The 21,946-nt window shown below is 71.4% G+C and carries 24 protein-coding genes and 1 tRNA gene; 14 read left to right on the forward strand and 11 right to left on the reverse strand.

All coding sequences use genetic code 11. The features are described from left to right. Window positions 1-87: 87 nt before the first annotated feature. Complete coding sequence (locus EDF27_RS07970; protein ID WP_132048094.1) at window positions 88-942, reverse strand: siderophore-interacting protein; 855 nt, start codon at window positions 940-942, stop codon at window positions 88-90. Between the two features lie 28 nt (window positions 943-970). Here EDF27_RS07970 and EDF27_RS07975 point away from each other — a divergent pair, with 28 nt between their 5' ends. The 4 genes from EDF27_RS07975 to EDF27_RS07990 are packed head-to-tail and all read left to right on the forward strand — an operon-like array spanning window position 971 to window position 4,990. Further along, entirely contained in the window at window positions 971-2,038 is a 1,068-nt protein-coding gene (locus EDF27_RS07975) for an iron ABC transporter permease (RefSeq protein ID WP_243698254.1), read from the forward strand. Then, window positions 2,035-3,123 carry an iron ABC transporter permease gene (locus EDF27_RS07980; RefSeq protein ID WP_243698255.1) on the forward strand — a complete coding sequence of 363 codons (1,089 nt, stop codon included), beginning with the start codon at window positions 2,035-2,037 and terminating at the stop codon, window positions 3,121-3,123. The genes EDF27_RS07975 and EDF27_RS07980 overlap by 4 nt, the downstream gene beginning before the upstream one ends. Beyond that, complete coding sequence (locus EDF27_RS07985; protein WP_123655717.1) at window positions 3,120-3,977, forward strand: ABC transporter ATP-binding protein; 858 nt, start codon at window positions 3,120-3,122, stop codon at window positions 3,975-3,977. The genes EDF27_RS07980 and EDF27_RS07985 overlap by 4 nt, the downstream gene beginning before the upstream one ends. Window positions 3,978-3,988: 11 nt before the next feature. Further along, window positions 3,989-4,990: an ABC transporter substrate-binding protein gene (locus tag EDF27_RS07990; protein ID WP_132048098.1), complete on the forward strand. Its 1,002-nt coding sequence runs from the start codon at window positions 3,989-3,991 to the stop codon at window positions 4,988-4,990. Between the two features lie 3 nt (window positions 4,991-4,993). Here EDF27_RS07990 and EDF27_RS07995 read toward each other — a convergent pair whose 3' ends face one another. Next, window positions 4,994-5,257, reverse strand: a complete 264-nt coding sequence (locus EDF27_RS07995) for a hypothetical protein (protein ID WP_123701943.1) — start codon at window positions 5,255-5,257, stop codon at window positions 4,994-4,996. Window positions 5,258-5,318: 61 nt separating this feature from the next. Between EDF27_RS07995 and EDF27_RS08000 the strand changes: the two genes are divergently transcribed. Further along, entirely contained in the window at window positions 5,319-6,305 is a 987-nt protein-coding gene (locus tag EDF27_RS08000; RefSeq protein ID WP_132048100.1) for an alpha/beta hydrolase, read from the forward strand. Between the two features lie 37 nt (window positions 6,306-6,342). Here the strand turns inward: EDF27_RS08000 and bla are convergent, their stop codons facing one another. Continuing rightward, window positions 6,343-7,275 (reverse strand): class A beta-lactamase, encoded by a 933-nt coding sequence (bla, locus tag EDF27_RS08005; protein ID WP_132048102.1) that lies wholly within the window; start codon window positions 7,273-7,275, stop codon window positions 6,343-6,345. Window positions 7,276-7,302: 27 nt separating this feature from the next. After that, on the reverse strand, window positions 7,303-7,821 hold the full coding sequence (locus EDF27_RS08010) for a TetR/AcrR family transcriptional regulator (protein WP_207909584.1): 519 nt from the start codon (window positions 7,819-7,821) through the stop codon (window positions 7,303-7,305). Between the two features lie 172 nt (window positions 7,822-7,993). Between EDF27_RS08010 and EDF27_RS08015 the strand changes: the two genes are divergently transcribed. Both EDF27_RS08015 and EDF27_RS08020 read left to right on the forward strand, forming a co-directional pair. After that, complete coding sequence (locus EDF27_RS08015) at window positions 7,994-8,422, forward strand: GNAT family protein (protein WP_132048106.1); 429 nt, start codon at window positions 7,994-7,996, stop codon at window positions 8,420-8,422. A gap of 26 nt (window positions 8,423-8,448) precedes the next feature. After that, window positions 8,449-8,823 carry a VOC family protein gene (locus tag EDF27_RS08020; protein WP_123655723.1) on the forward strand — a complete coding sequence of 125 codons (375 nt, stop codon included), beginning with the start codon at window positions 8,449-8,451 and terminating at the stop codon, window positions 8,821-8,823. Here the strand turns inward: EDF27_RS08020 and EDF27_RS08025 are convergent. The 3 genes from EDF27_RS08025 to EDF27_RS08035 all read right to left on the reverse strand — a co-directional run bounded on the left by EDF27_RS08025 (window position 8,804) and on the right by EDF27_RS08035 (window position 11,469). After that, window positions 8,804-9,193, reverse strand: coding sequence for a VOC family protein (locus EDF27_RS08025; protein ID WP_132048108.1), 390 nt, complete (start codon window positions 9,191-9,193; stop codon window positions 8,804-8,806). The genes EDF27_RS08020 and EDF27_RS08025 overlap by 20 nt on opposite strands. A 75-nt stretch (window positions 9,194-9,268) precedes the next feature. Then, on the reverse strand, window positions 9,269-9,979 hold the full coding sequence (locus tag EDF27_RS08030) for a WYL domain-containing protein (RefSeq protein WP_132048110.1): 711 nt from the start codon (window positions 9,977-9,979) through the stop codon (window positions 9,269-9,271). Continuing rightward, window positions 9,976-11,469: a mannitol dehydrogenase family protein gene (locus tag EDF27_RS08035; protein WP_132048112.1), complete on the reverse strand. Its 1,494-nt coding sequence runs from the start codon at window positions 11,467-11,469 to the stop codon at window positions 9,976-9,978. The genes EDF27_RS08030 and EDF27_RS08035 overlap by 4 nt, the downstream gene beginning before the upstream one ends. A gap of 118 nt (window positions 11,470-11,587) precedes the next feature. On the opposite strand from EDF27_RS08035, the gene EDF27_RS08040 reads away from it, so the two are divergent. The 5 genes from EDF27_RS08040 (at window position 11,588) to EDF27_RS08060 (ending at window position 17,027) form a co-directional block, all read left to right on the forward strand. Next, window positions 11,588-12,229, forward strand: coding sequence for a TetR/AcrR family transcriptional regulator (locus EDF27_RS08040; RefSeq protein ID WP_165931400.1), 642 nt, complete (start codon window positions 11,588-11,590; stop codon window positions 12,227-12,229). A 75-nt stretch (window positions 12,230-12,304) separates the two neighbouring features. Further along, a complete protein-coding gene (locus EDF27_RS08045) occupies window positions 12,305-14,968 on the forward strand; it encodes an MMPL family transporter (protein ID WP_123655729.1) in 2,664 nt (887 codons plus the stop codon). Window positions 14,969-15,145: 177 nt separating this feature from the next. Beyond that, window positions 15,146-15,589, forward strand: a complete 444-nt coding sequence (locus tag EDF27_RS08050; RefSeq protein WP_132048114.1) for a MarR family transcriptional regulator — start codon at window positions 15,146-15,148, stop codon at window positions 15,587-15,589. Between the two features lie 69 nt (window positions 15,590-15,658). After that, window positions 15,659-15,871: a hypothetical protein gene (locus EDF27_RS08055; protein ID WP_123701925.1), complete on the forward strand. Its 213-nt coding sequence runs from the start codon at window positions 15,659-15,661 to the stop codon at window positions 15,869-15,871. Window positions 15,872-15,932: 61 nt separating this feature from the next. After that, window positions 15,933-17,027 carry an alkene reductase gene (locus EDF27_RS08060; RefSeq protein WP_123701923.1) on the forward strand — a complete coding sequence of 365 codons (1,095 nt, stop codon included), beginning with the start codon at window positions 15,933-15,935 and terminating at the stop codon, window positions 17,025-17,027. Between the two features lie 55 nt (window positions 17,028-17,082). On the opposite strand, the gene EDF27_RS19635 is transcribed toward EDF27_RS08060, so the two are convergent. The 4 genes from EDF27_RS19635 to EDF27_RS08075 form a co-directional block, all read right to left on the reverse strand. Further along, entirely contained in the window at window positions 17,083-17,232 is a 150-nt protein-coding gene (locus EDF27_RS19635; RefSeq protein ID WP_165931401.1) for a hypothetical protein, read from the reverse strand. 116 nt (window positions 17,233-17,348) lie between these two features. Continuing rightward, window positions 17,349-17,421: transfer RNA gene (locus EDF27_RS08065), tRNA-Arg, on the reverse strand. Window positions 17,422-17,515: 94 nt separating this feature from the next. After that, on the reverse strand, window positions 17,516-18,301 hold the full coding sequence (locus EDF27_RS08070) for a dienelactone hydrolase family protein (protein WP_123701921.1): 786 nt from the start codon (window positions 18,299-18,301) through the stop codon (window positions 17,516-17,518). Window positions 18,302-18,311: 10 nt separating this feature from the next. Next, window positions 18,312-19,733 carry a glucose-6-phosphate dehydrogenase gene (locus EDF27_RS08075; RefSeq protein WP_123701919.1) on the reverse strand — a complete coding sequence of 474 codons (1,422 nt, stop codon included), beginning with the start codon at window positions 19,731-19,733 and terminating at the stop codon, window positions 18,312-18,314. Between the two features lie 73 nt (window positions 19,734-19,806). Between EDF27_RS08075 and EDF27_RS08080 the strand changes: the two genes are divergently transcribed. Together EDF27_RS08080 and EDF27_RS08085 are read left to right on the forward strand one after the other, a co-directional pair. Next, window positions 19,807-20,964: a Gfo/Idh/MocA family oxidoreductase gene (locus EDF27_RS08080; RefSeq protein WP_123701917.1), complete on the forward strand. Its 1,158-nt coding sequence runs from the start codon at window positions 19,807-19,809 to the stop codon at window positions 20,962-20,964. After that, window positions 20,961-21,884, forward strand: coding sequence for a sugar phosphate isomerase/epimerase (locus tag EDF27_RS08085; RefSeq protein ID WP_123655736.1), 924 nt, complete (start codon window positions 20,961-20,963; stop codon window positions 21,882-21,884). Before EDF27_RS08080 ends, EDF27_RS08085 begins: the two co-directional genes overlap by 4 nt. The last annotated feature ends 62 nt before the right edge of the window (window positions 21,885-21,946 follow it).

The following is a 21,946-nucleotide window of genomic DNA, read 5'->3' on the forward strand; positions in this document are numbered from 1 at the left end:
AGATCGGACGGGAGGCCCGGTGCCAGCTGGCACCGGGCCTCCCGTCCGTCGCGTTTGCCGGCCCCGATGCGGCCGTGACCCGCGTGGTCAGGCGTCGACGGTCTCGCGGGCCTCGTGCTTCCAGAAGCCGCTGAAGGTGATGCGGCTCTTCGGGAGTCCGGCGCGGTGCAGGTGACGGCGCCCCTCGGTCGCCAGGCGCGACTCCCCCACCACGAACGCGTACCCGCGGTCGTCGGCCGGGGTGTGCCGGCGGAGCTCCTCGAGCGCGGCGGCACCGGGGACGGCGTGCCCGTCGTGGGCACCACGTGCGTCGTCGCGGACGATCCAGGTGACCGTGACACCGGCCGGGGCGTCGAGCTCGCGGACGTCCGCCGCCGTGGGGACCTCTTGGATGATGCGTCCGACGGCGTCGCGGGGCAGGGACGCGGCGATCCCGACGACGCCCGGCAGACCGGTCTCCTCGGCGACGACCAGGACCTCGGTCGCGTCGTCGGGGCAGTCGAAGATGCAGCCCTGGTCGAGGATCGCGAGCCGGTCGCCCGGTCGTGCGGCGCAGGCCCAGAGCGCGGCGCGGCCGTCGAGCTCGCCGTCGGCGTTCGTGTGCACCACGAAGTCGATGTCCATCTCCGCCGCGGTCGCGGGGGTCGCGGGGCGGAACGCGGCGACCGTGTAGTTGGCGCAGTGCGGGCGGACGTCCTCGGGGATCGCGAGGAACGGCGGCCACCACTTCGTGCCGTCGAGCTCCGGAAGCCGGAACTCGTCCTGGTGCGGGAGCGGCAGGAACAGGCGGAACCAGTGGTCGAACCCCATGTAGGCGAACTCGTGGAGATCGTCCCCGGTGATCGTCACGCGGTGCATCGAGGGCGTCGCGCGTTCGGAGCGGAGCACCCGTGCACGGAAGAGCCGGGGGTTCGTGGGCAGGAGCCGCGGGGTCTTCGCCATGAGGCAAGGCTAACCTAAGATGTTCTCCGTGCCAGCCCCCTCCACTGCCCTGGCCGACCCCGTCTCCCGGTCCGTCGGTGCCGCCGGCGTCCACCGGGTGACCTTCCGTCGTCGCATGCTCTTCGTGGTGCTGATGATCGTGGTCCTCGCGGTCACGGCGGCGCTGAGCATGCTCTTCGGCAGCAACAGGATCGGCGTCGACCGGGTGATCGCCGGCCTGCTCCACACCGGATCGAGCACCGACGACGCGATCGTCTGGGGCTCCCGGATCCCGCGGACGTTCATCGGCGCTGCCGTCGGAGCAGCGCTCGGCATCGCCGGGCTCCTCATGCAGGGGCACACCCGGAACCCGCTCGCCGACCCCGGCCTCTTCGGCGTCTCGGCCGGTGCCGGACTCGCCGTGGTGCTCGGTGTGTACGTCTTCGGGATCACGAACACCGGCGTGACGGTGTGGTTCGCCCTCGCGGGTGCCGTCGTGGCCAGCGTCGTCGTGTTCTCCGTCACGATCGCCGGCAGCGGGACGGCCAGCCCGGTGCCGCTCGCCCTCGCCGGCGCCGCGGTGTCCGCGCTGCTCGGCGCCGTGACCTCCTTCATCGTGCTGACCGACCGGGACTCCCTCGACGCGTACCGGCTCTGGGTCGTCGGGTCGCTCTCCGGTCGCCAGCTCGACGTCCTCGGCGCGGTCTGGCCGTTCCTCGTCGTCGGGCTCGTGCTCGCGGTCCTGAACGTCCGCGCGCTCGACGCCCTCGGGCTCGGTGCGGAGCTCGCGAAGGGCCTCGGCGAGAACGTCGTCGTCGCCCGGCTCGTCGGGCTCGGCGGGATCACGCTCCTCGCTGCCGGGGCCACGGCGGCCGCGGGCCCGATCGGTTTCGTCGGGCTCACCGTCCCGCACGTCGCCCGTGCCCTCGTCGGCACCGGACACCGCTGGGCGCTCCCGGCGTCGGCCCTGATCGGCGCAGCGCTGGTGCTGCTCGCCGACGTGGTCGGGCGGCTCGTCGGCGGGTTCGCCGAGGTCGAGGTCGGGATCATCCTCGCCGTCATCGGCGGTCCGGTGTTCGTCGCCGTCGCCCGTCGCCGTTCGCTGGTGGCACTGTGAGCGCGGCGGACGGGACCGGCGACGGTGGCGCGCCGGTGCTCCGCGGTGTGCGGTTCGGGCCGGTCGGGCTCGCCTGGCGCCCCCGTGTCTTCGGGATGACGATCGCGGCCGTCGTGGCGGCCCTGCTCCTGGTGGTGCTCGGCGTCGCGATCGGCTCGACCTGGATCGCCCCGGCGACGGTCGTCCGCTCGCTGTTCGGTCTGGAGACCGGGCCGGACGCGTTCATCATCACCGTGCTGCGGCTCCCCCGGGTGCTGACCGGCGCGCTCGTCGGCCTGACCCTCGCGGTCGCCGGCGCCCTCACGCAGACGTTCACCCGGAACCCGCTCGGGACGCCGGACATCATCGGCGTCACCTCGGGTGCGAGCGTCGGCGCCGTCGCCGCGGTCGTCCTCGGCGGCGGGTCGTACGCGATCGGCGCCGTCGTCCTCGGCAGCGGGATCCCGGTCGCGGCGACCATCGGCGCCCTCGTCGCGGCGATCGTCGTCTACGGACTCGGCTGGCGTGGCGGGGTGCAGAGCTACCGGCTCGTGCTCGTCGGCATCGGCGTGAGCGCGACGCTCGACGCGGTCACCAGCTACCTGCTCGTCCGGGCGCAGATCACCCAGGCGGCCGCGGCGTCGCAGTGGCTCGTCGGCAGCCTGTCGAGCACCTCGTGGGCGAGCGTCTGGCCGCTGCTCGTCGTCGCCGCGGTCGCGGTCCCGATCGCCCTCGCGACCAGTGCGGCGCTCGGGATCGGGCAGCTCGGCGACGAGGTGGCGGTCGGCGTCGGGCTGGGCATCCAGCGGCACCGGCTGCTCGTCATCGCCCTCGCCGTCGTGCTGACCGCCGCCGCCGTCGCCGCAGCGGGCCCGGTCGGCTTCGTGGCCTTCGTCGTCCCGCAGATCGCCCTGCGCCTCGCCGGGACGAACCGGCCGCCGCTGCTGCTCTCCGCCGCCCTCGGTGCGGTCCTCGTCCTCGCCGCCGACCTGCTCGCACGCTCGGCGTTCCCGTGGCAGGTGCCCGTCGGCATCGTCACGACCGTGATCGGTGCGCCGTACCTGATCTGGCTCCTCATCCGCCACCGCAAGGAGATGTCCCGATGACGACGACCCCGGTCCTCGAAGCGCGCGGGCTCTCCGTCGGCTACGAGCGGCACGCCGTGCTCCACGGCCTCGACCTCCGCATCGAGCGCGGCACCGTGACGACGTTCCTCGGCGCGAACGGCTGCGGCAAGTCGACCCTCCTCAAGGCCTTCGGCCGCGTGCTCAAGCCGATCGCGGGCGAGGTCCACCTCGACGGCGTCCCGATCCGCAAGGAGCCGAACCGCGCGGTCGCCCGGAAGCTCGCGATCCTCCCGCAGTCCCCGGTGGCCCCGGCCGGCACGAGCGTGCTCGACCTCGTGATGCGCGGACGCAACCCGCACCAGTCGTGGGCGAAGCCGTGGACCGCCGAGGACGCCGGCGTCGCCGAGGAGGCGATCGCCGCCACCGGGCTCACGCACGTCGCGCACCGGGACGTCGCGAGCCTCTCCGGCGGGCAGCGGCAGCGGGCGTGGATCGCGCTCGTGCTCGCCCAGCGCGCCGACACCCTGCTGCTGGACGAGCCGACGACGTACCTCGACCTCGCGCACCAGCTCGAGGTCCTCCGGCTCGTCCGGCGGATCAACCGCGACCAGGGTGCGACGGTCGTGATGGTCCTGCACGACCTCTCGCTCGCCGCCCGCTACTCGGACCGGCTCGTCGTGCTGCACGACGGCGGTGTGGTCGCCGACGGCACCCCCGCCGAGGTCCTGACGCCCGCGGTGCTCCAGCACGCGTTCGGACTGCACGCGCGGGTCGTGCCGGACCCGGTCACCGGGGCGCCGATGGTCGTGCCGGAGGCCGACGAGCACGATCTCGACCACCTCCCCGTCCCGGAGGAGGACGCCGGACTCGCCAGCCGCGCTTTCTTAGGTTAGCCTCTCCTAACGTGAAGCTCCGTTCCGTACTCCTCACCGCAGTGGCCGTGTCGGCCCTCCTCCTCACCGGCTGCTCGTCGACCGGGTCCTCGGACGCCGCCGGCTCGGACAGCACGTCCGCGTCGAACGGCGCCTGGTCCTACAAGGACGCCACCGGCACCACGGTGAAGGTCGACCACACGCCGAAGAAGGTCGTCGTCCTCAACGACATCGCCATCTCCTTCGTCCAGTACGGCCTGCACCCCGTCGGCACCTTCGGGCAGCTCACGATGGCCGACGACGCCCGGTTCACGGGCCTCGACACGGACGGCATCACGCAGCTCGGCACGGGCTACGGCGACATCGACCTCGAGAAGCTCGCCGCGCTGCAGCCCGACCTCGTCGTCACCTCGGTCTACCCGACCGACGAGAAGGGCACGCTCGACACGTCCCAGCCGGGCTACGGCTTCAAGGACATGGCGCAGCAGAAGCAGATCGCCGCCATCGCCCCGGTCGCCCAGGTGCGGTGGGGCGGCAAGGGCCTCGACGTGATCAAGGACATCACCGGGCTCGCCGAGTCGCTCGGCGCGAAGCAGTCGAAGGTGGACGCCGCCGAGAAGCGGTTCGACACCGCGAAGGGCAAGCTCGAGACCGCGGCGAAGGACAGCGACCTGACGGTCGTGTCGATGTACGCGGACGGTGACGGCGCCTACGTCACCCGCCCGGCAGACGAGCCGACGCTGCAGATGTACACCGACTTCGGCGTCGACCTGGTGAACCCGAAGCCGAAGGGCTTCTACTGGGGCATCTACAGCTGGGAGAACGCGGGTCAGATCACCGGCGACGTGCTCCTGCTCTCGCAGCAGGGCTACCAGGTCGCGGACCTTGAGAAGCAGCCGACCTTCGCGGACAACGCCGCCCTGCAGGCCGGTCAGGTCCACAGCTGGACGTTCCCGGCCCTCGACTACGCGTCGCAGGCCGACTACATGACGAAGCTCGCGGGCTGGCTCGACGACAGCAAGAAGCTGTCCTAGCCGTCAGTCCAGCGGGAGCAGCGGCGCCCAGAACGCATCGGGGCCGTCGGCGACGACGGCGTCGGCCTCGAAGCGGAAGCCGTAGTCGCGGACGAACTCGGCGGCGCCCGCGACCTCGTCCTGGGCGTCGTCCCGTTCCGGCTCGAAGAGGTACACGCCGTGTCCCATCTTCACGCCGCTGTCACTGATGACCGTGAGGTCCCAGCGCCCTTCCTCTGCCCGTTCGATCCGCACGACGGCGGCCTGCGCCTCGGTGAAGTCAGCCATGCCGCCGAGCGTACGTGTCCGCCGCTGGGCGCGCTCCGGCGGATCACGGTAGGAACGAGGGATGACACGCACCGAGTGGACGGAGGACGTCCTCGGTGCGCCGTACGAGCGGCTCGAACTCCCACTCGGTGAGGACTCCGAGGGTGCGGTCGTCGCGACCCTCGTCCGCCGACGTCGCTCCGCCGCCGACCTCCTGCACGCGGGCGGTCCCCTGCACGGCACCGACGTGCTCTACGTGCACGGGTGGTCGGACTACTTCTTCCAGACCGAGCTCGCCGAGCGCATCGAGCGGCTCGGGGCACGGTTCCACGCGCTGGACCTGCGGAAGTACGGCCGGAGCCTCCGACCACGGCAGACACCGGGGTTCATCGACTCGCTCGAGACGTACGACGAGGACATCGGCGCCGCACTCGACGTCATCCGGGCCGAGCACCACGGCGAGCGCCGTCGCCTCGTGCCGATGGGGCACTCGACGGGCGGGCTCACGCTGTCCCTCTGGGCCGCACGGCACCCGGGGGCCGTCGACGGCCTCATCCTGAACAGCCCGTGGCTGGAGTTCCAGGCGTCGGCGGTCGGCCGGGCGCTCGTCGCTCCGATGATCAAGCTCGGAGCGCGACGGAACCCGCTCGCGCCGCTGCCTGCCGTCGACCCGGGGTTCTACACGCGCACCGTCTCGGCCACCGGCGAGGGCCGCTGGACCTACGACCAGGAGTGGCGACCGGAGCGGGGGTTCCCGCTGCACCCGGGGTGGCTCGCCGCGGTGTTCGACGGGCAGGGGACCGTGGAACACGGGCTCGGGATCGCGGTGCCCGTGCTCACGATGCTGAGCGACAAGAGCATGCTCCAGCCCCGCTGGGACGAGGGCATGGCGCACGCGGACGTCGCCCTGAACGTCGACGCGGTCGCGCACCGGGCGCTGTCCCTCGGGGACGAGGTGACCGTGCGACGGCTCCACGGCGCCCTGCACGACGTGGTGCTCTCCGCCGGCCCCGTCCGCGAGCAGGCATACGAGGCCATCGGCCGCTGGGCGCACACCCTGCCGCGCTGACCCGCTGACCTGCTGACCCGCCGACCCGCAGATCCGCTCAGCGCAGGGCTGCGACGGCTGCCTTCGTGGCCGCGGCGACCAGGGCATCGTCGGCCGTGGCGTCCGACTGCTTGCCGGAGGTCATCACGACGACGACGAGGGGCGCGCGACCCGACGGGTACACCACCGCGATGTCGTTCCGGACGCCGTACTCCCCCGTACCGGTCTTGTCGGCGACCGGCCACGCCGGGTCGACGCCGGCGCGGACCGTCCCCGCACCCGTGGTGTTGTCGAGCATGGTGTCGCGGAGGAACGTCCGGTCAGTCGGCTCGAGCGTCGTCCCGAGCACGACCTTCCGCAGGTCCGTCGCGAACTGCGCCGGGGTCGTGGTGTCCCGCGCATCGCCCGGGGTGGCCTCGTTCAGCTCCGGCTCGACCCGGTCCACGTTCGTGACGCGGTCCCCGATGCCGCGCAGGTACCGCTCGACGGCGTCCGGGCCGCCGAGCCGTTCGACGAGCAGGTTCGCCGCGGTGTTGTCGCTGAACCGGAGTGACGCGTCGATGAGCTCCCGGACGGTCATGCCCGTGTCCACGAACCGGCTCGTGATCGGCGCGTAGTCGAGCAGGTCGCTGCGGTCGTAGTGCACGACGGTCTCGAGGTCGGTGTCGGATGCCCCGGCGAGGACCGCCGCGGCGATGAAGGTCTTGTTGGTGGAGGCGAACGCGAACCGCTCCCCCTGCCGGTACTCGACCCGGTGTCCCGAGCCCGTGTCGACGGCCACGACGCCGAGCCGGGCGTCGTGCTGCTGCTCGAGCCGCCGGAACGACGCGTCTGCGGACCGCTGCGCCATCGACGCGGTCGCGGTCGGCGTGGTGGTCTGGGTCGCGGTGTCGGTGTCGGCGGCCGGTGCCGCACCCCCGCTGCACCCGGCCACCGCCATCACGACCGCCAGGCCGATCGCTGCCGAGGACACCGTCGTCGAAGCACGCATGCGTCCAGTATCCGATCCCGACCTGCGTCATCGGCGAACGCTGTCGCCCAGGCGCGCGCACGTCCCGCGGAAGGCCTCGTCGAGCGTCGGGTCGACCTCCGCTGCCCAGGTCTCGAGCGCCACTCGCAGCGCCAGGAGCGTCAACGGCACGGCGAACGGATCCGCACCCCGCCAGCGCTGCTGCAGCTGCGGGGACTGCGCCGCGTCCCGAGCGGCCATCGCGGCGAACAGTGCGGGGTCCGCTCCGACGATGCGCCAGATCGCCAGGAGCCGCTCGCGTGCACCAGCCCGGTCGTGCTCGAGCCGCGCGAGGAACTCGGCGATCCACTCGGTCAGGTCCGTGAAGCCGACCGGCCCGCCCGTCTCCGGCACCGCGAACCGGTGCACGATGTGGAGCGTGGCCCGGAAGGCGTCCACCTTCTCGGGGCAGTACCGGAAGAACGTCCGCTCGGTCAGGCCGACCTCGGCCGCGATGTCGCGCGCCGTGACGTCCTCGAAGCCACGCTCCGTGACGAGTGCGACCGCGGCTGTCTCGATCGCACGCACCGTCGCCAGACGGTGTCGGGCACGCACCCCGGAGTCGAACGCGATTGGCCTGCGAGGCCGCACGGCGCCCCGAGGACCAGTTCCGTTCGTCACCCTACGGATCGTGACAGTGGCTGACGGAATCCAGAGGCGCCCGAGAGCATCTGTGGACAGCCGTCGGTAGCCTCGCCGCGTGACCGATCGATCGACCACAGCTGCCATCCGCCTCGTCCGGCTTGACCCGACCGGGTCTGACCGCGGAGCACTGCTCCTCTTCCTCACCGCCGACGACTTCGACCTGTCCGACCCCGTGCCCCTGTTCGACCTCCGCATCGCCGGTTCCCACCGCGGTCACGGCCTCGGCGTTCCGGCACTCCGGGCGCTCACCGACCACGTCTTCCGAACGCTGCCCGAGGTCACGCGCTTCGAGGGACAGACCCGCGACGACAACACCGCCATGCGCCGCGTCTTCGGCCGCGCCGGCTGGGTCAAGGAGGCGCACTACCGCGAGGGCTGGCCGGTCGCAGGCGGCAGCCCGCGCGCATCGGTGGGCTACGGCATCCTGCGCCGGGGCTGGGAGACCGGCACGACGACGCCCGCGCCGTGGGACGACTCCCCCTGAGGCGCACGCGGGGCTAGCCTCACCGCATGACCGCATCGTTCAACCACACGATCATCGCGGCGAAGGACGCCGCGGTCTCCGCGGCGTTCCACCGCGACCTGCTCGAAGCCGCCGAGGCCCCGTCCTGGGGTCCCTTCACCAACCTGCAGCTGCCGGACGGCGTCCTGCTCCAGTTCGCCGCGCCACCGATCGACTTCCCGCCGCAGCACTACGCGTTCCTGCTCGACGACGACCACTTCGACCGCGCCTACGCCCGGATCACCGCCGAGGGTCGAGAGCACTGGGCCGACCCGCAGCGGCAGCGCCCGGGAGAGACGAACACCGAGCACGACGGCCGTGGCGTCTACCTGCTCGACCCCGCCGGCCACTACATCGAGCTCCTCACCCGCCCGTACCTGTGAGCACCGGGCGGGTGAAGAGGTTGACGAGGTTGCCGTCCGGGTCGCGGAACAGCGCGGAGCGGTTGCCCCACGGCATCGTCGTGGGCGGGAGCACCACGTCGTCGAGGTCCGGGCGCAGGCGCTCGAACGAAGCATCCACGTCGCCGACGAGGAACTCGACGATGACGCTGCCGTTCGCCCCGGCCGTCGGCGCGCCCGCCCCGAGCATCGCCACGGTCGCCGGCGTCCCGAGCGCCAGCACGGCTCCGCCGGTCACGATCTCCGCGAACACCGGCGCCGGCCGCCGTGCCGTGGTGCCGGTGACCCGCTCGTAGAACGTCACCATCCCGTCGAGGTCCTCGGTGATGATCCGGATCGATGCGAACTCCATGGCTGCCTTCCCGTCGACCACCGTGGCCGACGAGGAGAGCATCCTCCGGGGAGGCGACAGCGTCCTGTCGGAGTTTCACGAATCCGGAGACGAGCCCGGCAGCACCGGGCGCAGCACACCGTGCGGGATGTCGAGGTCCTCGAGCCGCACCACCCGGGCCGGCACCCGCTCGCCCGTCTCCGCCACCGCGAGCACCCGGTCACCCCGGAACGCACGCACCCCCTCCCGGAGGCGGCACCAGGCGACGAGGTACCAGTCCTCGCCCTTGCCGATGTACCCGAGCGGCTCGACGGTCCGCTCGGACTCCTGCCCGGCGGCGTCCCGGTAGGTCATCCGGACCACCCGTCCACCGGTCAGCGCCCGCGCGAGACCGGTCGGCGCGGGCGCGCGTTCACCGGACTCGAGCAGGTGCACCCGCCCGGCGAGCCGAGCCGTCCGACGGGCGTCGTCCTCCGCCAGCACGGCCGTCACCTTCCTCGCAGCACGCAGCGCGGCATCCCGGAAGGGGCTCGTCGCCAGCGTCCCGAGACCGATCGCGACCGCCAGGGCCTCGTCGACGGTCAGCCCGAGCGGCCCCAGGGTCGCGCGGGCATCGATCGTGTAGCCGCCGGTCCGGCCCGGTTCGGCCCAGATCGGCACGCCCGCCTCCTGCAGCGCGACGAGGTCCCGCTCGACGGTCCGCGCGCTGACCGCGAACCGGTCGGCCAGCCACCGTGCGCTCCGTCGCCCGGGTGCGACGGCCCGGAGTTCCTCGACCAGCGCGTAGAGGCGATCAGTCCGGTTCACCGATCGACGACAGGACGCGACAGCCGTTCGACGGTCGCGTGCGCGCCGTCGTCGATCAGCCCGTCGAGGGCGTCCCGGTACGCGGCGACGAACCGCTCGTCGTCGGCGAGGTCGCCGAACACGGACCGGTTCTGGATGAAGGCGAGCCGGTCCTCGCGCTGCGTGAGCGCGATGCGGTGGAGCGAGTCGGCCAGCCGGTCGACGATCTCGATCGGCTCGCCGGACTCGTCCGTCCCCTCGTCGTAGCGCGCCCAGGACGCGACGATGGCGGCGGACATCGTCACGGGACCGCCGGACGCGAGGTTCTCCCGCACCACGGGGAGCAGCCACTTCGGGATGCGGTCGCTCGACTCGGCGCAGAGCCGGGCGAGGGTGTCGCGCACCTCGGGGTTCTGGAACCGCTCGATGAGCGTGGACTTGTAGTCCTCGAGGTCGATGCCGGGGACGGGCTGCAGCGTCGGCGTTCCCTCTTCGTCCATGTAGCGGCGGAGGAACGTGGCGATCGCCGGGTCCTGCGTGGCCTCGTGCGCGTAGCGGTACCCGGACAGGTACCCGAAGTAGCACAGCCCCTGGTGGCTCGCGTTGAGGAGCCGCAGCTTCATCAGCTCGTAGGGCTCGACGTCCTCGACGAGCTGGACGTCGGCTTCCTCGTAGGGCGGGCGTCCGGCGGGGTGCGCGTCCTCGAGCACCCACTGGAAGAAGGGCTCGGCGACGACGGGCCAGGCGTCCTCGATGCCGAGGTCGTCACGGACGGACGCCCGGTCCTCGTCGGTCGTGACCGGCGTGATCCGGTCGACCATCGAGTTCGGGAAGCTGACGTGCTCGTCCATCCAGTCCGCGAACGCCGGGTCCTGCAGCCGCGCGTAGGCGGTGAACATGTCCCGGGCGACGTGCCCGTTGCCCTGGATGTTGTCGCACGACATCACCGTGAACGGGGCGATTCCCCGGTCGCGGCGACGCCGGAGTGCCTCGACGACGAGGCCGAACACGGTGTGCGGCGGCTGGTCACCACGGAGGTCCGCGACGACGCCGGGCTCCTCGGCCACGAACGCACCGGTCACGTGGTCGAAGTTGTAGCCGCCCTCGGTGATGGTCAGGCTGACGATCCTGGTCTCCGGCGAGGCCATCTTCTCGACCACGGCGTCCGGGTCGTCCACGGCGAGCATGTAGTCGACGATGCTGCCGATCACGCGCGCTTCGCGGGTGCCGTCGGCGTGCTTGAGGACGAGCGTGTAGAGCCCGCCCTGCTCGGCCATCGCGGTGGCCATGCGGCGGTCCTGCTCGAGGACGCCGACGCCGCAGATGCCGTACTCCCGGGCCTCTCCGCGCTGCAGGAGCCGGTCGATGACCATCGCCTGGTGCGCCCGGTGGAAGCCGCCGACGCCGAAGTGGACGATGCCGGCGGTGATGCCGGCGCGGTCGTAGGTCGGGACGGCGACGCCGTTCGCGGCGATCTCGTCGAGGGTCTCCGGGGACAGGCGGACGGGCATCGGTACTCCTTCGTACGGGCGGGCGGTCCCGCCAGTCTTCCACTCGGCGGGGGACAACCCTGAAGGTCTGCTCGGACAAGTTGCACCGAGTGCATCGATGCACTTAGTGTGCTCTTCCGTGACCCTGTCGATCGACCGCCGTGCTGCCCTCAAGGCGAAGCACCGCGCCGCGATCGTGCAGGCCGCTCGCGACCTGGTCGAGGAACGCGGCGGACGCGGCTTCAGCGTCGACGAGCTCGCCGCGCGGGCCGACGTCGCCCGTCGGACCGTCTTCAACCACTTCTCCTCACTCGACGAGGTCCTGCTCACCGTCTGCGAAGAGGTGCTCTCGGTGATCATCGACCGGTTCCTCGCCGACATGGCGAACACCCCGGTCGGCGACGGCACCCGCTCCTCGATGTTCGACGAGATCGAGTCGGCCGCGCGTGGGGCCGACCTCGCGCGGGCGATCGTGCGGATGAAGTCGATCATCGGCGAGCCGGACGACGTCGCCGACGCCCGCGCCGCGATCCTCACCCAGACGGCGTTCTCGCGCGTGACCGAGCGACTCCGGGTCGAGGTCCGCCGACGGCACCCCGCCGCGGACGCCCTCGACGCCGCACTGCTCGTCGAGTCCCTGATGAGCGGGATCGTCGTCATCGCGGAACACTGGCTCCAGACCACCGGCCCGCGCCTCGATCAAGAGGCGCTCGACGACTGGGACGCCCTGCTCGCACGACTCGTGCACAGCGTCCGCAGCGGGTACATGCCCGCGCACTGAGACCGCACCACCGGGGGTCCACCGGCGTGCCCCGCTCATCCAGCACCAACCACGACGAAAGGAACGGGGCACCGCATGGCCGGTCTGCTCTACCGCCTCGGACGATTCTCCGCACGGCGACACTGGCTCGTGATCATCTCGTGGATCGTGATCATGGGGATCGCGGGCGGCACCTTCGCCCTGTTCTCCGGCACGATCTCGTCCTCGATCACCATCCCCGGCACCAAGACCAGCCAGGTGCAGGACGAGCTCGCGGACAAGTTCCCGAGCGCGAACGGCGGGACCGGCACGCTGGTGTTCGCGACGAAGGACGGCAAGGCCTTCTCGGACACCCAGAAGACCGAGGTCGCCGACTTCCTGAAGGACCTCGAGGACCTGAAGGGCGTCAAGGGCGCCACCTCCGGATTCGACACGCAGAAGCAGCTCGACGACCAGCGCCAGAAGCTCGTCGACGGCAAGCAGCAGATCGCCGACGGCCGGACCAAGATCGCGGACGGCCAGAAGCAGCTCGACGCGCAGAAGGCCCAGCTCGAGGACGGCAAGGCCAAGATCGCGGCCGCGCAGCAGCAGCTCGACGCGCAGAAGACCCAGGCCGCCGCGGCCACCGGAGCCGCAGCCGAGGCCGCGCAGGCCCAGCTCACCCAGGCGCAGGCGCAGATCACGGCGCAGCAGGCCCAGATCACCGCCGGCGAGCAGCAGATCGCCGACGCGCAGAAGACGATCGACCAGAACACCCAGAAGCTCGACGACAGCGAGCAGGAGCTCCAGCAGGGCACGAAGCTCCTCGACCTGTCGAAGGACATCCGCTTCGTCTCCTCGAACGACAGCTCGGCCATCGGCACCGTGCAGTTCACGAAGTCCACCTACGAGGTGCCGCAGAGCACCAAGACCGCGATCTCCGACAAGGCCGACTCCGCGAAGATCGACGGCGTCGACGTCTTCGTGTCGAACGACATCGCGCAGGGCGTCCCGTCGATCCTCGGCCCCGGTGAGATCGCCGGCGTCATCATCGCCGCCCTCGTGCTGTTCTTCATGCTCCGCACGGTGATCGGCGCCGCGGTGCCGCTCGTCAGCGCACTGCTCGGCGTCGGCGTCGCGTCCCTCGCGGCACTCTCGTTCTCCAGCCTCGTCGAGTTCATCTCGGTCACGCCGGTGCTGGGGGTGATGCTGGGCCTGGCGGTCGGCATCGACTACTCGCTGTTCATCCTGAACCGGCACCGGACCCAGCTGAAGCAGGGCATGCAGGTACACGAGTCGATCGGGCTCGCGAACGGCACCTCGGGCAACGCCGTGGTCTTCGCTGGTGCGACCGTCATCGTCGCCCTGCTCGCGCTGAACATCACTGGGATCCCGTTCCTCGGCCTGATGGGGACCGTCGGCGCCGTCGCGGTGTTCTTCGCCATCCTCATCGCCACGTCCTTCACCCCGGCACTGCTGTCGCTCATCGGCATGCGGATCCTCCGCCGCAAGGAGCGGGAGCGGATCGGCAACACGGGCTCCACCCGGGTGCCGAACAAGCCGATGTCGACCTGGCGCGCGATCATCACGCTCGTCGCCGGCGTCCTGGTGCTCGGCACGATCGCCCTCCCCGCGACGCAGATGCGCCTCGGCCTGCCGACCGGTGCGTCCGAGTCCGTCGACTCCAGCCAGTACAAGGCGTACAAGACGCTCGACAAGGAGTTCGGCGCCGGGCAGAACGGCCCGCTCCTCGTCGTCGCCACGCTGCCGAAGGCGATCAGCGAGGACGACGTCACGGCGACCGAGGTCACCATCGGCCAGGCGATCGCGAAGAACTCCGACGTCGACGCCGTGCTCCCCATCGGCGCGTCGAAGGACCGCTCGATCATCGCCTTCCAGGTGAAGCCGAACGGCGGCCCGGACAGCGTCTCCACCGAGGAGCTCGTCAAGGACCTCCGGACGCAGAACGTGACCGTGGACGGCGGCAAGGCCACCCTCGGGGTCGCCGGCAACGCGTCCGCGAACATCGACGTGTCCGAGAAGCTCTCGAACGTGCTGCCGCTCTACCTCGCGGTGGTCGTCGGCCTGTCGCTGATCATCCTCATCATCGTGTTCCGGTCGTTCCTCGTGCCGATCACGGCGACGGCGGGCTTCATCCTGTCGGTCCTCGCGGCCTTCGGTGGTCTGACCGCGATCTACCAGTGGGGCTGGCTCGGCAGTGTGTTCGGGGTGCACGACCCCGCACCGATCCTGAGCTTCCTGCCCATCATCGAGATCGGCATCCTGTTCGGGCTCGCGATGGACTACCAGCTCTTCCTGGTGTCCGGCATGCGCGAGGCGTACGCCCACGGGGCCAGCGCGAAGGTGGCCGTCCAGCGTGGTCTGCACGCCGGACGCGCGGTGGTCACGGCAGCGGCGATCATCATGATCTCGGTGTTCGCGGGCTTCATCTTCTCGGACTCCTCCACCATCAAGCCGATCGGCTTCGGCCTGGCGTTCGGCGTGCTCGTCGACGCGTTCGTGGTCCGCATGCTGCTGATCCCGGCGGCGATGCACCTGCTCGGCAAGAGCGCGTGGTGGTTCCCGAAGTGGCTCGACCGCATCGTGCCGGACGTCGACGTGGAGGGCGCGAAGCTGGAGCGCTCGCACCCGGTCGCCGGGCACGAGTCCGAGGGCACGCACACGGAGACGCAGGGCGCGCACACGGGGACGCACGCGCTCCCCGTGGAGCCGGACGCCAACGCGCACGAGTCGGGGCACCCGCCGGCGCACCGCGCCTAGCCAGCGCACCGCGCACAGTCAGCGCACAGCGCACCGCCAGCGCACCGCGCGTCACCAGCGCACCAGCCGGGAGGCCCGGTGCCGGTCCACGAGGCCGGCACCGGGCCTCCCGTCGTTGCGATCCAGACCATGCACCCACCGCACGATCGTTCGTGCGCGAACGGTACGCTGGGACGCATGGCCCAGACCGAGATCGACCCGCTCGCCCTCGACCGGCAGCTCTGCTTCGCACTCGCCGCCACCAGCCGGAGTGTGATCGCGCTCTACCGCGACCTGCTCGAGCCGATGGGCCTGACGCACCCGCAGTACCTCGTGATGCTCGCCCTGTGGGAGCACGACCCGCGCTCGGTGCGCGAGATCGCCGGGGAGCTCCGCCTCGAGTCCGCGACGCTGAGCCCGCTGCTCAAGCGCCTCGAAGCCTCCGGCTACCTGCGCCGAACCCGCAGCACCGCCGACGAACGCCAGCTCGAGGTGTCCCTGACGACCGCGGGCCGAGCGCTCCGCGACCGTGCGCGCGAGGTCCCCCTCGCCGTTGCCGAGCGCCTCGGCTGGCCGCTCGCCCGACTCGAGGCACTCAAGGACGAACTGACCGAGCTCCTGACGCTCGTCGACGGGATCTGATCGCCGGACGACCTGACGCGCGACACTCGTTCGTGCAACAATAGTAAGTGCACGAACGAAAGGACGACCGTGGGACGATTCGGCAGCTGGTACGAGCGGTGGAACACCACCCTCATCCGCAAGATGGGCCCGTCGCAGATCGGCGCCGGACACCCGGAGGGCGTGGACGACCGCAGCGTCGACCGACCGTGCCCGATGTGCGGCAAGGCGCTCTCCCGGCACCAGGTGATCCGACCGGAGGGCCAGATCCGCTCCTCCACGCTGGTCTGCCCTCGCGACTGAGAATCCGCAGCAAACCACCCCGACTCGGAATTGCACCGAGCAACACGTCGTTCCCCTCGGCGTGAAGCTCTTCGAACCCGCCACCTTCGGCGCTCTCCCCCTCGCGAACCGCATCGTCATGGCCCCGCTCACCCGCGTGCGCGCCGGCGAGCACGGCATCCCCAACGACCTGCTGGTCGAGCACTACCGCCAGCGTGCCGGTCTCGGCATGATCGTCACCGAGGGCACCTGGCCCGTGCAGGAGGGCCGCTCCTACCCCGGCCAGCCCGGCATCGCGACCGACGAGCAGATCGCCGGCTGGCGCCGCGTCGCCGACGCCGTGCACGCCGAGGGCGGCACCATCGTGATGCAGCTCATGCACGGCGGCCGCGTCTCGCACCCCGAGATCTCCGGGACCCCGCGCATCGTCGCCCCGAGCGCCGTCGCCGCTCCCGGTCAGACGCACACCGCGACCGGCAAGGTCGACATGCCGGTCCCCCACGAGCTGACCACCGCCGAGGTCCAGGACGCCGTCCAGGGCTTCGTCCAGGCTGCCCGCAACGCGATCGCCGCCGGGCTCGACGGCGTCGAGGTGCACGGCGCGAACGGCTACCTCGTGCACGAGTTCATGTCCGCCGCCTCGAACACCCGCACCGACCAGTACGGCGGCTCCCCGGAGAACCGCGCCCGCTTCGCGATCGAGGTCACCACCGCCGTCGCGGAGGCCATCGGCGCCGACCGCACCGGCATCCGGCTCTCCCCCGAGCACGGCATCCAGGGCGTCATCGAGGACGACGCAGCGGACGTCCACGCGACGTACACCGCGGTCGCCGAGGGCCTGGCGCCGCTCGGCCTGGCGTTCCTCGACGTCCTGCACGCCGAGCCGACCGGCGAGCTCGTGCAGCACGTCCGCCGCACCGTCGGGGCCCCGTTCATCGCGAACTCCGGCTTCAGCGCGCTGACCACCCGCGACGAGGCGCTCGCCCTCGTCGACGGCGGCCACGCCGACGGCGTCGGTGTCGGCCGTGCCGCGATCGCGAACCCGGACCTCGCCCACCGCTGGGAGCAGGACGCCGAGCTCAACGAGCCGCGTCCGGAGCTCTTCTACGGCCAGGGCGCCGAGGGCTACACCGACTACCCGACGCTGGCCGACGTGCGCGGCGCGACCGTCGCGTAGATCCCGGCTCCAGGCCGGACGGGAGGCCCGTGGCGGTGTCGCCACGGGCCTCCCGTCATCCTGCGGCCGGTTCCTCGAGCACCGGGCCGTCGTCGAGGAACACCGTCGGGTGGCCGGGCTCCGGCACGTCCGGACGGGTGTCCAGGTCGGCGTCGAGGGTCGGCATGTCGTCGCCTTCGGCGACGGACGGGATCGATGGGTTCATCGCTGGTGCTCCGATCACGACCGGGGGTTCGGGTGAGGTGATCGTAGCGCTTGCCGACGACCAACGAGAACGGCCCCGATGCGATGCATCGGGGCCGTTCTCTGTTCGGTGACCTGTGCGCTCGAAGGGACTCGAACCCCCAACCTTCTGATCCGTAGTCAGATGCTCTATCCATTGAGCTACGAGCGCGTGGCTGCCGTAGCGGCCGTGGAAGACTCTACAACAGGTGCGGCGCGCGCGCCAATCGAGGGGGTCCTCCCCGGACGCTCGGCGTGTCGCCGGGTCAGAGCGCCGCGAGCTCCTCGTCGAAGACCTCGGCGAGGAACACCTCGAGCGCCTGCCACGAGCGACGATCGGCGCGCTCCTGGTACTGCGCGCCGTGGTCCGGCGCGTCGGTCCCCGGCACCGCGAAGGCGTGCATCGCCCCGGCGTAGGTCACGACCTGCCAGTCGACCTCGGGTGCCCCGCGCATCTCCTCCTGCCACGCGGCGACCTTGGCGTCGGGGACGACCGGGTCGGCGGCGCCGGTCAGCACCAGCAGTGCCGCGCGGATCTCCCCCGCGTCGGACGGGTCGTGGGTGAGCAGGTTGCCGTGGAAGGAGACGGCCCCGGCGAGGTCGGCTCCGGTGCGGGCGAGCTCGAGCGCCGCGGACCCGCCGAAGCAGTAGCCCATCACGACGACGCGGGAGTGGTCGACGTCGGGGTCCTCGCGCAGGCGGTCGAGGCCGGCCTGCACGCGGGCGCGCATCAGCGGGAGGTCCTGGTAGAACGACCCGGCCACCTGTCCGGCGGTGTCGTCGCCGGGACGGACCCCCTCGCCGTAGACGTCGGCGCCGAACGCGACGTAGCCGAGGCGCGCGAGCATCGTGACCCGGGCCTCGACGTGCTCGTTCACCCCGTGCCAGTCGTGCACGACGAGGACCGCCGGCCGCGGACCCGAGACGGCGACGTCCTTCGCGAGGACACCGAGGAGCGCGGTCCCCCCGTGGTCGTAGCGGACGGGTTCGACACGGATGTCGGCACCGGCGGGTTCGGGAACGGTCTGCAGGACGTCGTCGATCGTGGTCATGCGCTCGACGCTACGCGTCGATGTTGTCCCAGCCATCGGGGCCGGACGACCCGGCCGCGTAGTCGTCGAGGTCGACCTTGCCGGCACGCCACGCGGTGCGGAACGGCTCGACGACCTTCCACCCCTGCACGGCGCTGTCCCCGCGGACGGACAGGGTCGCGTCGCCCTCGAGCACCCCGGCGAGCACCTCGCCGTAGGCGCTCAGTCGACCGGGGTTGAAGCTGACCTCGAGCTTCGTGTGGTCGATCGTGTACGGGTCGCCCGGGCCGTTCACGTTGAGTTCGAGCTGCATCTGGTCGGGGGCGATCCAGATGCGGAGGCGGTCGGGTCGCTGCACGCCGGTCAGCCCGTCGGGCACGTGCGGCGAGTCCTTGAACGTGATGATGATCTCGCGGCGCTGCGCCCCGAGCGCCTTCCCGGACCGGAGTGTGAACGGCACGCCGGCCCAGCGCCAGTTCGCGATCTCCAGGGTGATCTGGGCGAGGGTCTCGGTACCGATCGACGGGTCGACGCCGTCCTCGTCCACGTAGGACGGCAGGGTCCGGTCCCCCACCGTGCCCGCGGTGTACCGGGCGCGCTTGCCGGCGGTCAACGGGTCGCCGCCCCACGGGCGGACCGCTCGGAGGACGAGTTCCTTCTGGGTACGGAGGTCGTCGGCGTCGATCGACGCCGGTGCCTCCATCGCGACGACGGCGAGCACCTGCAGCAGGTGGCTCTGGATCATGTCGACGAGTGCGCCGGCCTTGTCGTAGTAGCGCGCACGCCCTTCGAGACCGAGGGTCTCGTCGTAGACGATGTCGACGCGCTCGACGTGGACGGATGAGAGCAGCGGCTCGACGATCCGGTTGGCGAAGCGCAGGCCGAGGAGGTTCAGGACGGTGGACCGGCCGAGGAAGTGGTCGACGCGGTGGATGCGCTCCTCGGGGAGGAACGAGTGCAGCACGTCGTTGAGGTGCTCGGCGCTGGCGGCGTCGGTGCCGAAGGGCTTCTCGAGCGCGAGCCGGGTCCCCGCGGGCAGGTCGAGGTCCGCGAGCACCTCACAGCTCTTCTCCGTCACGGCCGGCGGCAGGGCGAAGTACACGGCCGGGTCGTGGTCGCAGTCCGCGAGCAGGGTCGTCAGGTCGTCGGCACTGGTGACGTCCGCCTTGTGGTACCGCGACGCGTCCACGACACCCTGCAGCCGCTCCGACAGCGGAGCCGACCCGGAGGCACCCTCGTCCTCTTCGTTCTTCGACGCCTGTGCGTCCTCGAACGCGTCGTGCACGAGCTGCTTCCAGGCGGCGTCGTCGATGTCCTCGACACCGGCGCCGATGAGCTGGACGTCCCAGTCCTCCTTCACCTCCAGCAGGGTCGCGAGCCCGGGCAGGAGGAGCCGCTTCGAGAGGTCCCCGCTGGCACCGAGGATGAGGAGTGTGGTCTGGAGGGTCGCCATGTCCCAGAACGTAGTGGTCACGACTCCACGTCGTTCCAATACTGTGGGAACCGGAACGGCGCGAGGGAGCACCATGACGACTGAGGACACCGGACGACGACTGCGCGTGGTCGTGGTCGGGACGGGGATGATCGCGGCGGTGCACGTGCGCGCCGCGAAGGCCGCAGGAGCGGAGGTCCTCGGGATCCTCGGGCGCAACGCGGCCCGTTCCGCCCAGGTCGCCGGGCAGCTCGACGTGCCGCGCGGCTACGCCGACCTCGACGAGGTGATCGCGGACGCCCCGGACGTCGTCCACGTCTGCACCCCGAACGACCAGCACCACCCGCAGGCCCTCGCCGTGATCCGCGCGGGCATCAACGTGGTGTGCGAGAAGCCGCTCGCGGTGTCGAGCGCCCAGGCCCTCGAACTCGAACGCGCCGCTGCCGAAGCCGGCGTCGTGGCGACGGTCCCCTTCGTCTACCGGTTCCACCCGATGGTGCGTGAGGTCCGCGCGAAGATCGCGGACGGCGACCTCGGCCGGGTGCTCGCCGTGCACGGGCACTACCTGCAGGACTGGATGCTCGACGAGGACTCGTCCTCGTGGCGGGTGGATGCCGGAGCCGGCGGGCTGTCCCGGGCGTTCGCGGACATCGGTTCGCACTGGTGCGACCTGGTCGAGTTCGTCACCGGCGAGCGCTTCGCGACCGTGAGCGCCGTCACCGACATCGTCTACCCGACCCGGCCGGCGGCGTCGGGCCCGTCCTTCTCCGGGTCGCCGGACCCGGACCCGCTCGCCGATGCCGGCACCCGGGCGGAGGTCACCACCGAGGACACCGCCGTCGCGACGTTCCGCACGGCCTCCGGGCGGATCGGCAACGTGGTGATCTCCCAGGTCGCAGCCGGGCGGAAGAACCGGCTCTGGTTCGAGGTGGACGGCACCCGGGGTTCCGCCGCGTTCGACCAGGAACGCCCGGAGTCGGCGTGGTTCGGCAACGAGCGCGGGGCGCAGATCCTGGTCAGGGACCCCGCACAGGGTTCACCCGACCAGCGCCGCCTGGCCACCGTGCCGTCCGGTCATCCGCAGGGCTACCTCGACGCCTTCGCGGCCTTCGTCGCCGACACGTACACCGCCGTCCGGACCGGGGTCGCGCCCGACGGCCTCCCGACCTTCGCCGACGGGGCCAGGTCGGCGCAGATCATCGACGCCGTCGTCGCCAGTGCGGGTGACGACGCCTGGAAGGAGATCGCATGAAGCTCGGGATGCTCACCGCCTGCCTGCCCGGGTGGTCGCTCGACCGGATCGCGGACTTCGCCGTCGAGCAGGGCTACGAGCGGCTCGAGGTCGGTGTCTGGCCCGGCACCGGCGGCCGCGACTTCGAGGCAGCGCACCTGCCGGTCGCCAGCTTCACCGAGGCCGACGCGGAAGCCACCCGGGCGCTGCTCGACCGCACGGGCCTGGAGATCTCGGCGTTCGCGTACTACGAGAACAACCTGCACCAGGACCTCGGGCGCCGTGCGGAGATCAAGGAGCACCTGTTCCACGCGATCGATGCCGCGCAGCTGCTCGGAGTGCCCTACGTCGGCACGTTCATCGGTCGCGACAACGCGAAGTCCGTCCGCGAGAACATGCGCCTCGGCGATCGGGTCCTGCCGGAACTGGTCGACTACGCCGGCGAACACGGCGTCAAGCTCATCATCGAGAACTGCGTGATGGAGGGGTGGCACCCGGACGGCTACCCCGGCAACATCGCGTACTCCCCCGAGCTCTGGGGCTGGGTCACCGGCCTCGGCTTCGGCCTGAACTGGGACCCCTCGCACCTGACGTGGATCGGCATCGACCCGGTCGAGACGATCCTGCCGTTCGCGGAGCACATCGTGCACGCGCAGGCGAAGGACCTCGAGCTCTTCCCGCGCAAGCGTGACGAGTACGGCTTCTTCGGCAAGGTCGACAAGGGCGACGACCCGTGGGACATGGGCTGGTGGCGGTTCCGGGTGCCCGGCCGCGGGGTCGTCGACTGGCCGCACGTCGTCGACCGGCTCTACGAGGCCGGGTTCGACGGCACCCTGTCCGTCGAGCACGAGGACCCGCTCTGGGGCGGGACCGACGAGAAGGTCCTCGAGGGCCTCCGGATCGCACACCGGACGCTGCGCCCCCTCATCGCGATGGAGTGACAGCGCGATGGAGTGACAGCGCAGTGGAGTGACAACGCGCTCAGGCCCTTCCGAGCACGCTG

Origin of the sequence: Curtobacterium sp. PhB136 (assembly GCF_004346855.1) — a bacterium.
In the GTDB taxonomy this organism is placed as follows: Bacteria; Actinomycetota; Actinomycetes; order Actinomycetales; family Microbacteriaceae; genus Curtobacterium.

Excerpts from the sequence above, each read along its gene's own strand:
- EDF27_RS07970 (WP_132048094.1), bottom strand. The coding sequence starts at position 942 with ATGGCGAAGACCCCGCGGCTCCTGCCCACGAACCCCCGGCTCTTCCGT.
- EDF27_RS07985 (WP_123655717.1), top strand. The coding sequence starts at position 3,120 with ATGACGACGACCCCGGTCCTCGAAGCGCGCGGGCTCTCCGTCGGCTAC.
- EDF27_RS07995 (WP_123701943.1), bottom strand. The coding sequence starts at position 5,257 with ATGGCTGACTTCACCGAGGCGCAGGCCGCCGTCGTGCGGATCGAACGG.
- EDF27_RS08000 (WP_132048100.1), top strand. The coding sequence starts at position 5,319 with ATGACACGCACCGAGTGGACGGAGGACGTCCTCGGTGCGCCGTACGAG.
- bla (WP_132048102.1), bottom strand. The coding sequence starts at position 7,275 with ATGCGTGCTTCGACGACGGTGTCCTCGGCAGCGATCGGCCTGGCGGTC.
- EDF27_RS08020 (WP_123655723.1), top strand. The coding sequence starts at position 8,449 with ATGACCGCATCGTTCAACCACACGATCATCGCGGCGAAGGACGCCGCG.
- EDF27_RS08025 (WP_132048108.1), bottom strand. The coding sequence starts at position 9,193 with ATGGAGTTCGCATCGATCCGGATCATCACCGAGGACCTCGACGGGATG.
- EDF27_RS08035 (WP_132048112.1), bottom strand. The coding sequence starts at position 11,469 with ATGCCCGTCCGCCTGTCCCCGGAGACCCTCGACGAGATCGCCGCGAAC.
- EDF27_RS08045 (WP_123655729.1), top strand. The coding sequence starts at position 12,305 with ATGGCCGGTCTGCTCTACCGCCTCGGACGATTCTCCGCACGGCGACAC.
- EDF27_RS08050 (WP_132048114.1), top strand. The coding sequence starts at position 15,146 with ATGGCCCAGACCGAGATCGACCCGCTCGCCCTCGACCGGCAGCTCTGC.
- EDF27_RS19635 (WP_165931401.1), bottom strand. The coding sequence starts at position 17,232 with ATGAACCCATCGATCCCGTCCGTCGCCGAAGGCGACGACATGCCGACC.
- EDF27_RS08070 (WP_123701921.1), bottom strand. The coding sequence starts at position 18,301 with ATGACCACGATCGACGACGTCCTGCAGACCGTTCCCGAACCCGCCGGT.
- EDF27_RS08075 (WP_123701919.1), bottom strand. The coding sequence starts at position 19,733 with ATGGCGACCCTCCAGACCACACTCCTCATCCTCGGTGCCAGCGGGGAC.
- EDF27_RS08080 (WP_123701917.1), top strand. The coding sequence starts at position 19,807 with ATGACGACTGAGGACACCGGACGACGACTGCGCGTGGTCGTGGTCGGG.
- EDF27_RS08085 (WP_123655736.1), top strand. The coding sequence starts at position 20,961 with ATGAAGCTCGGGATGCTCACCGCCTGCCTGCCCGGGTGGTCGCTCGAC.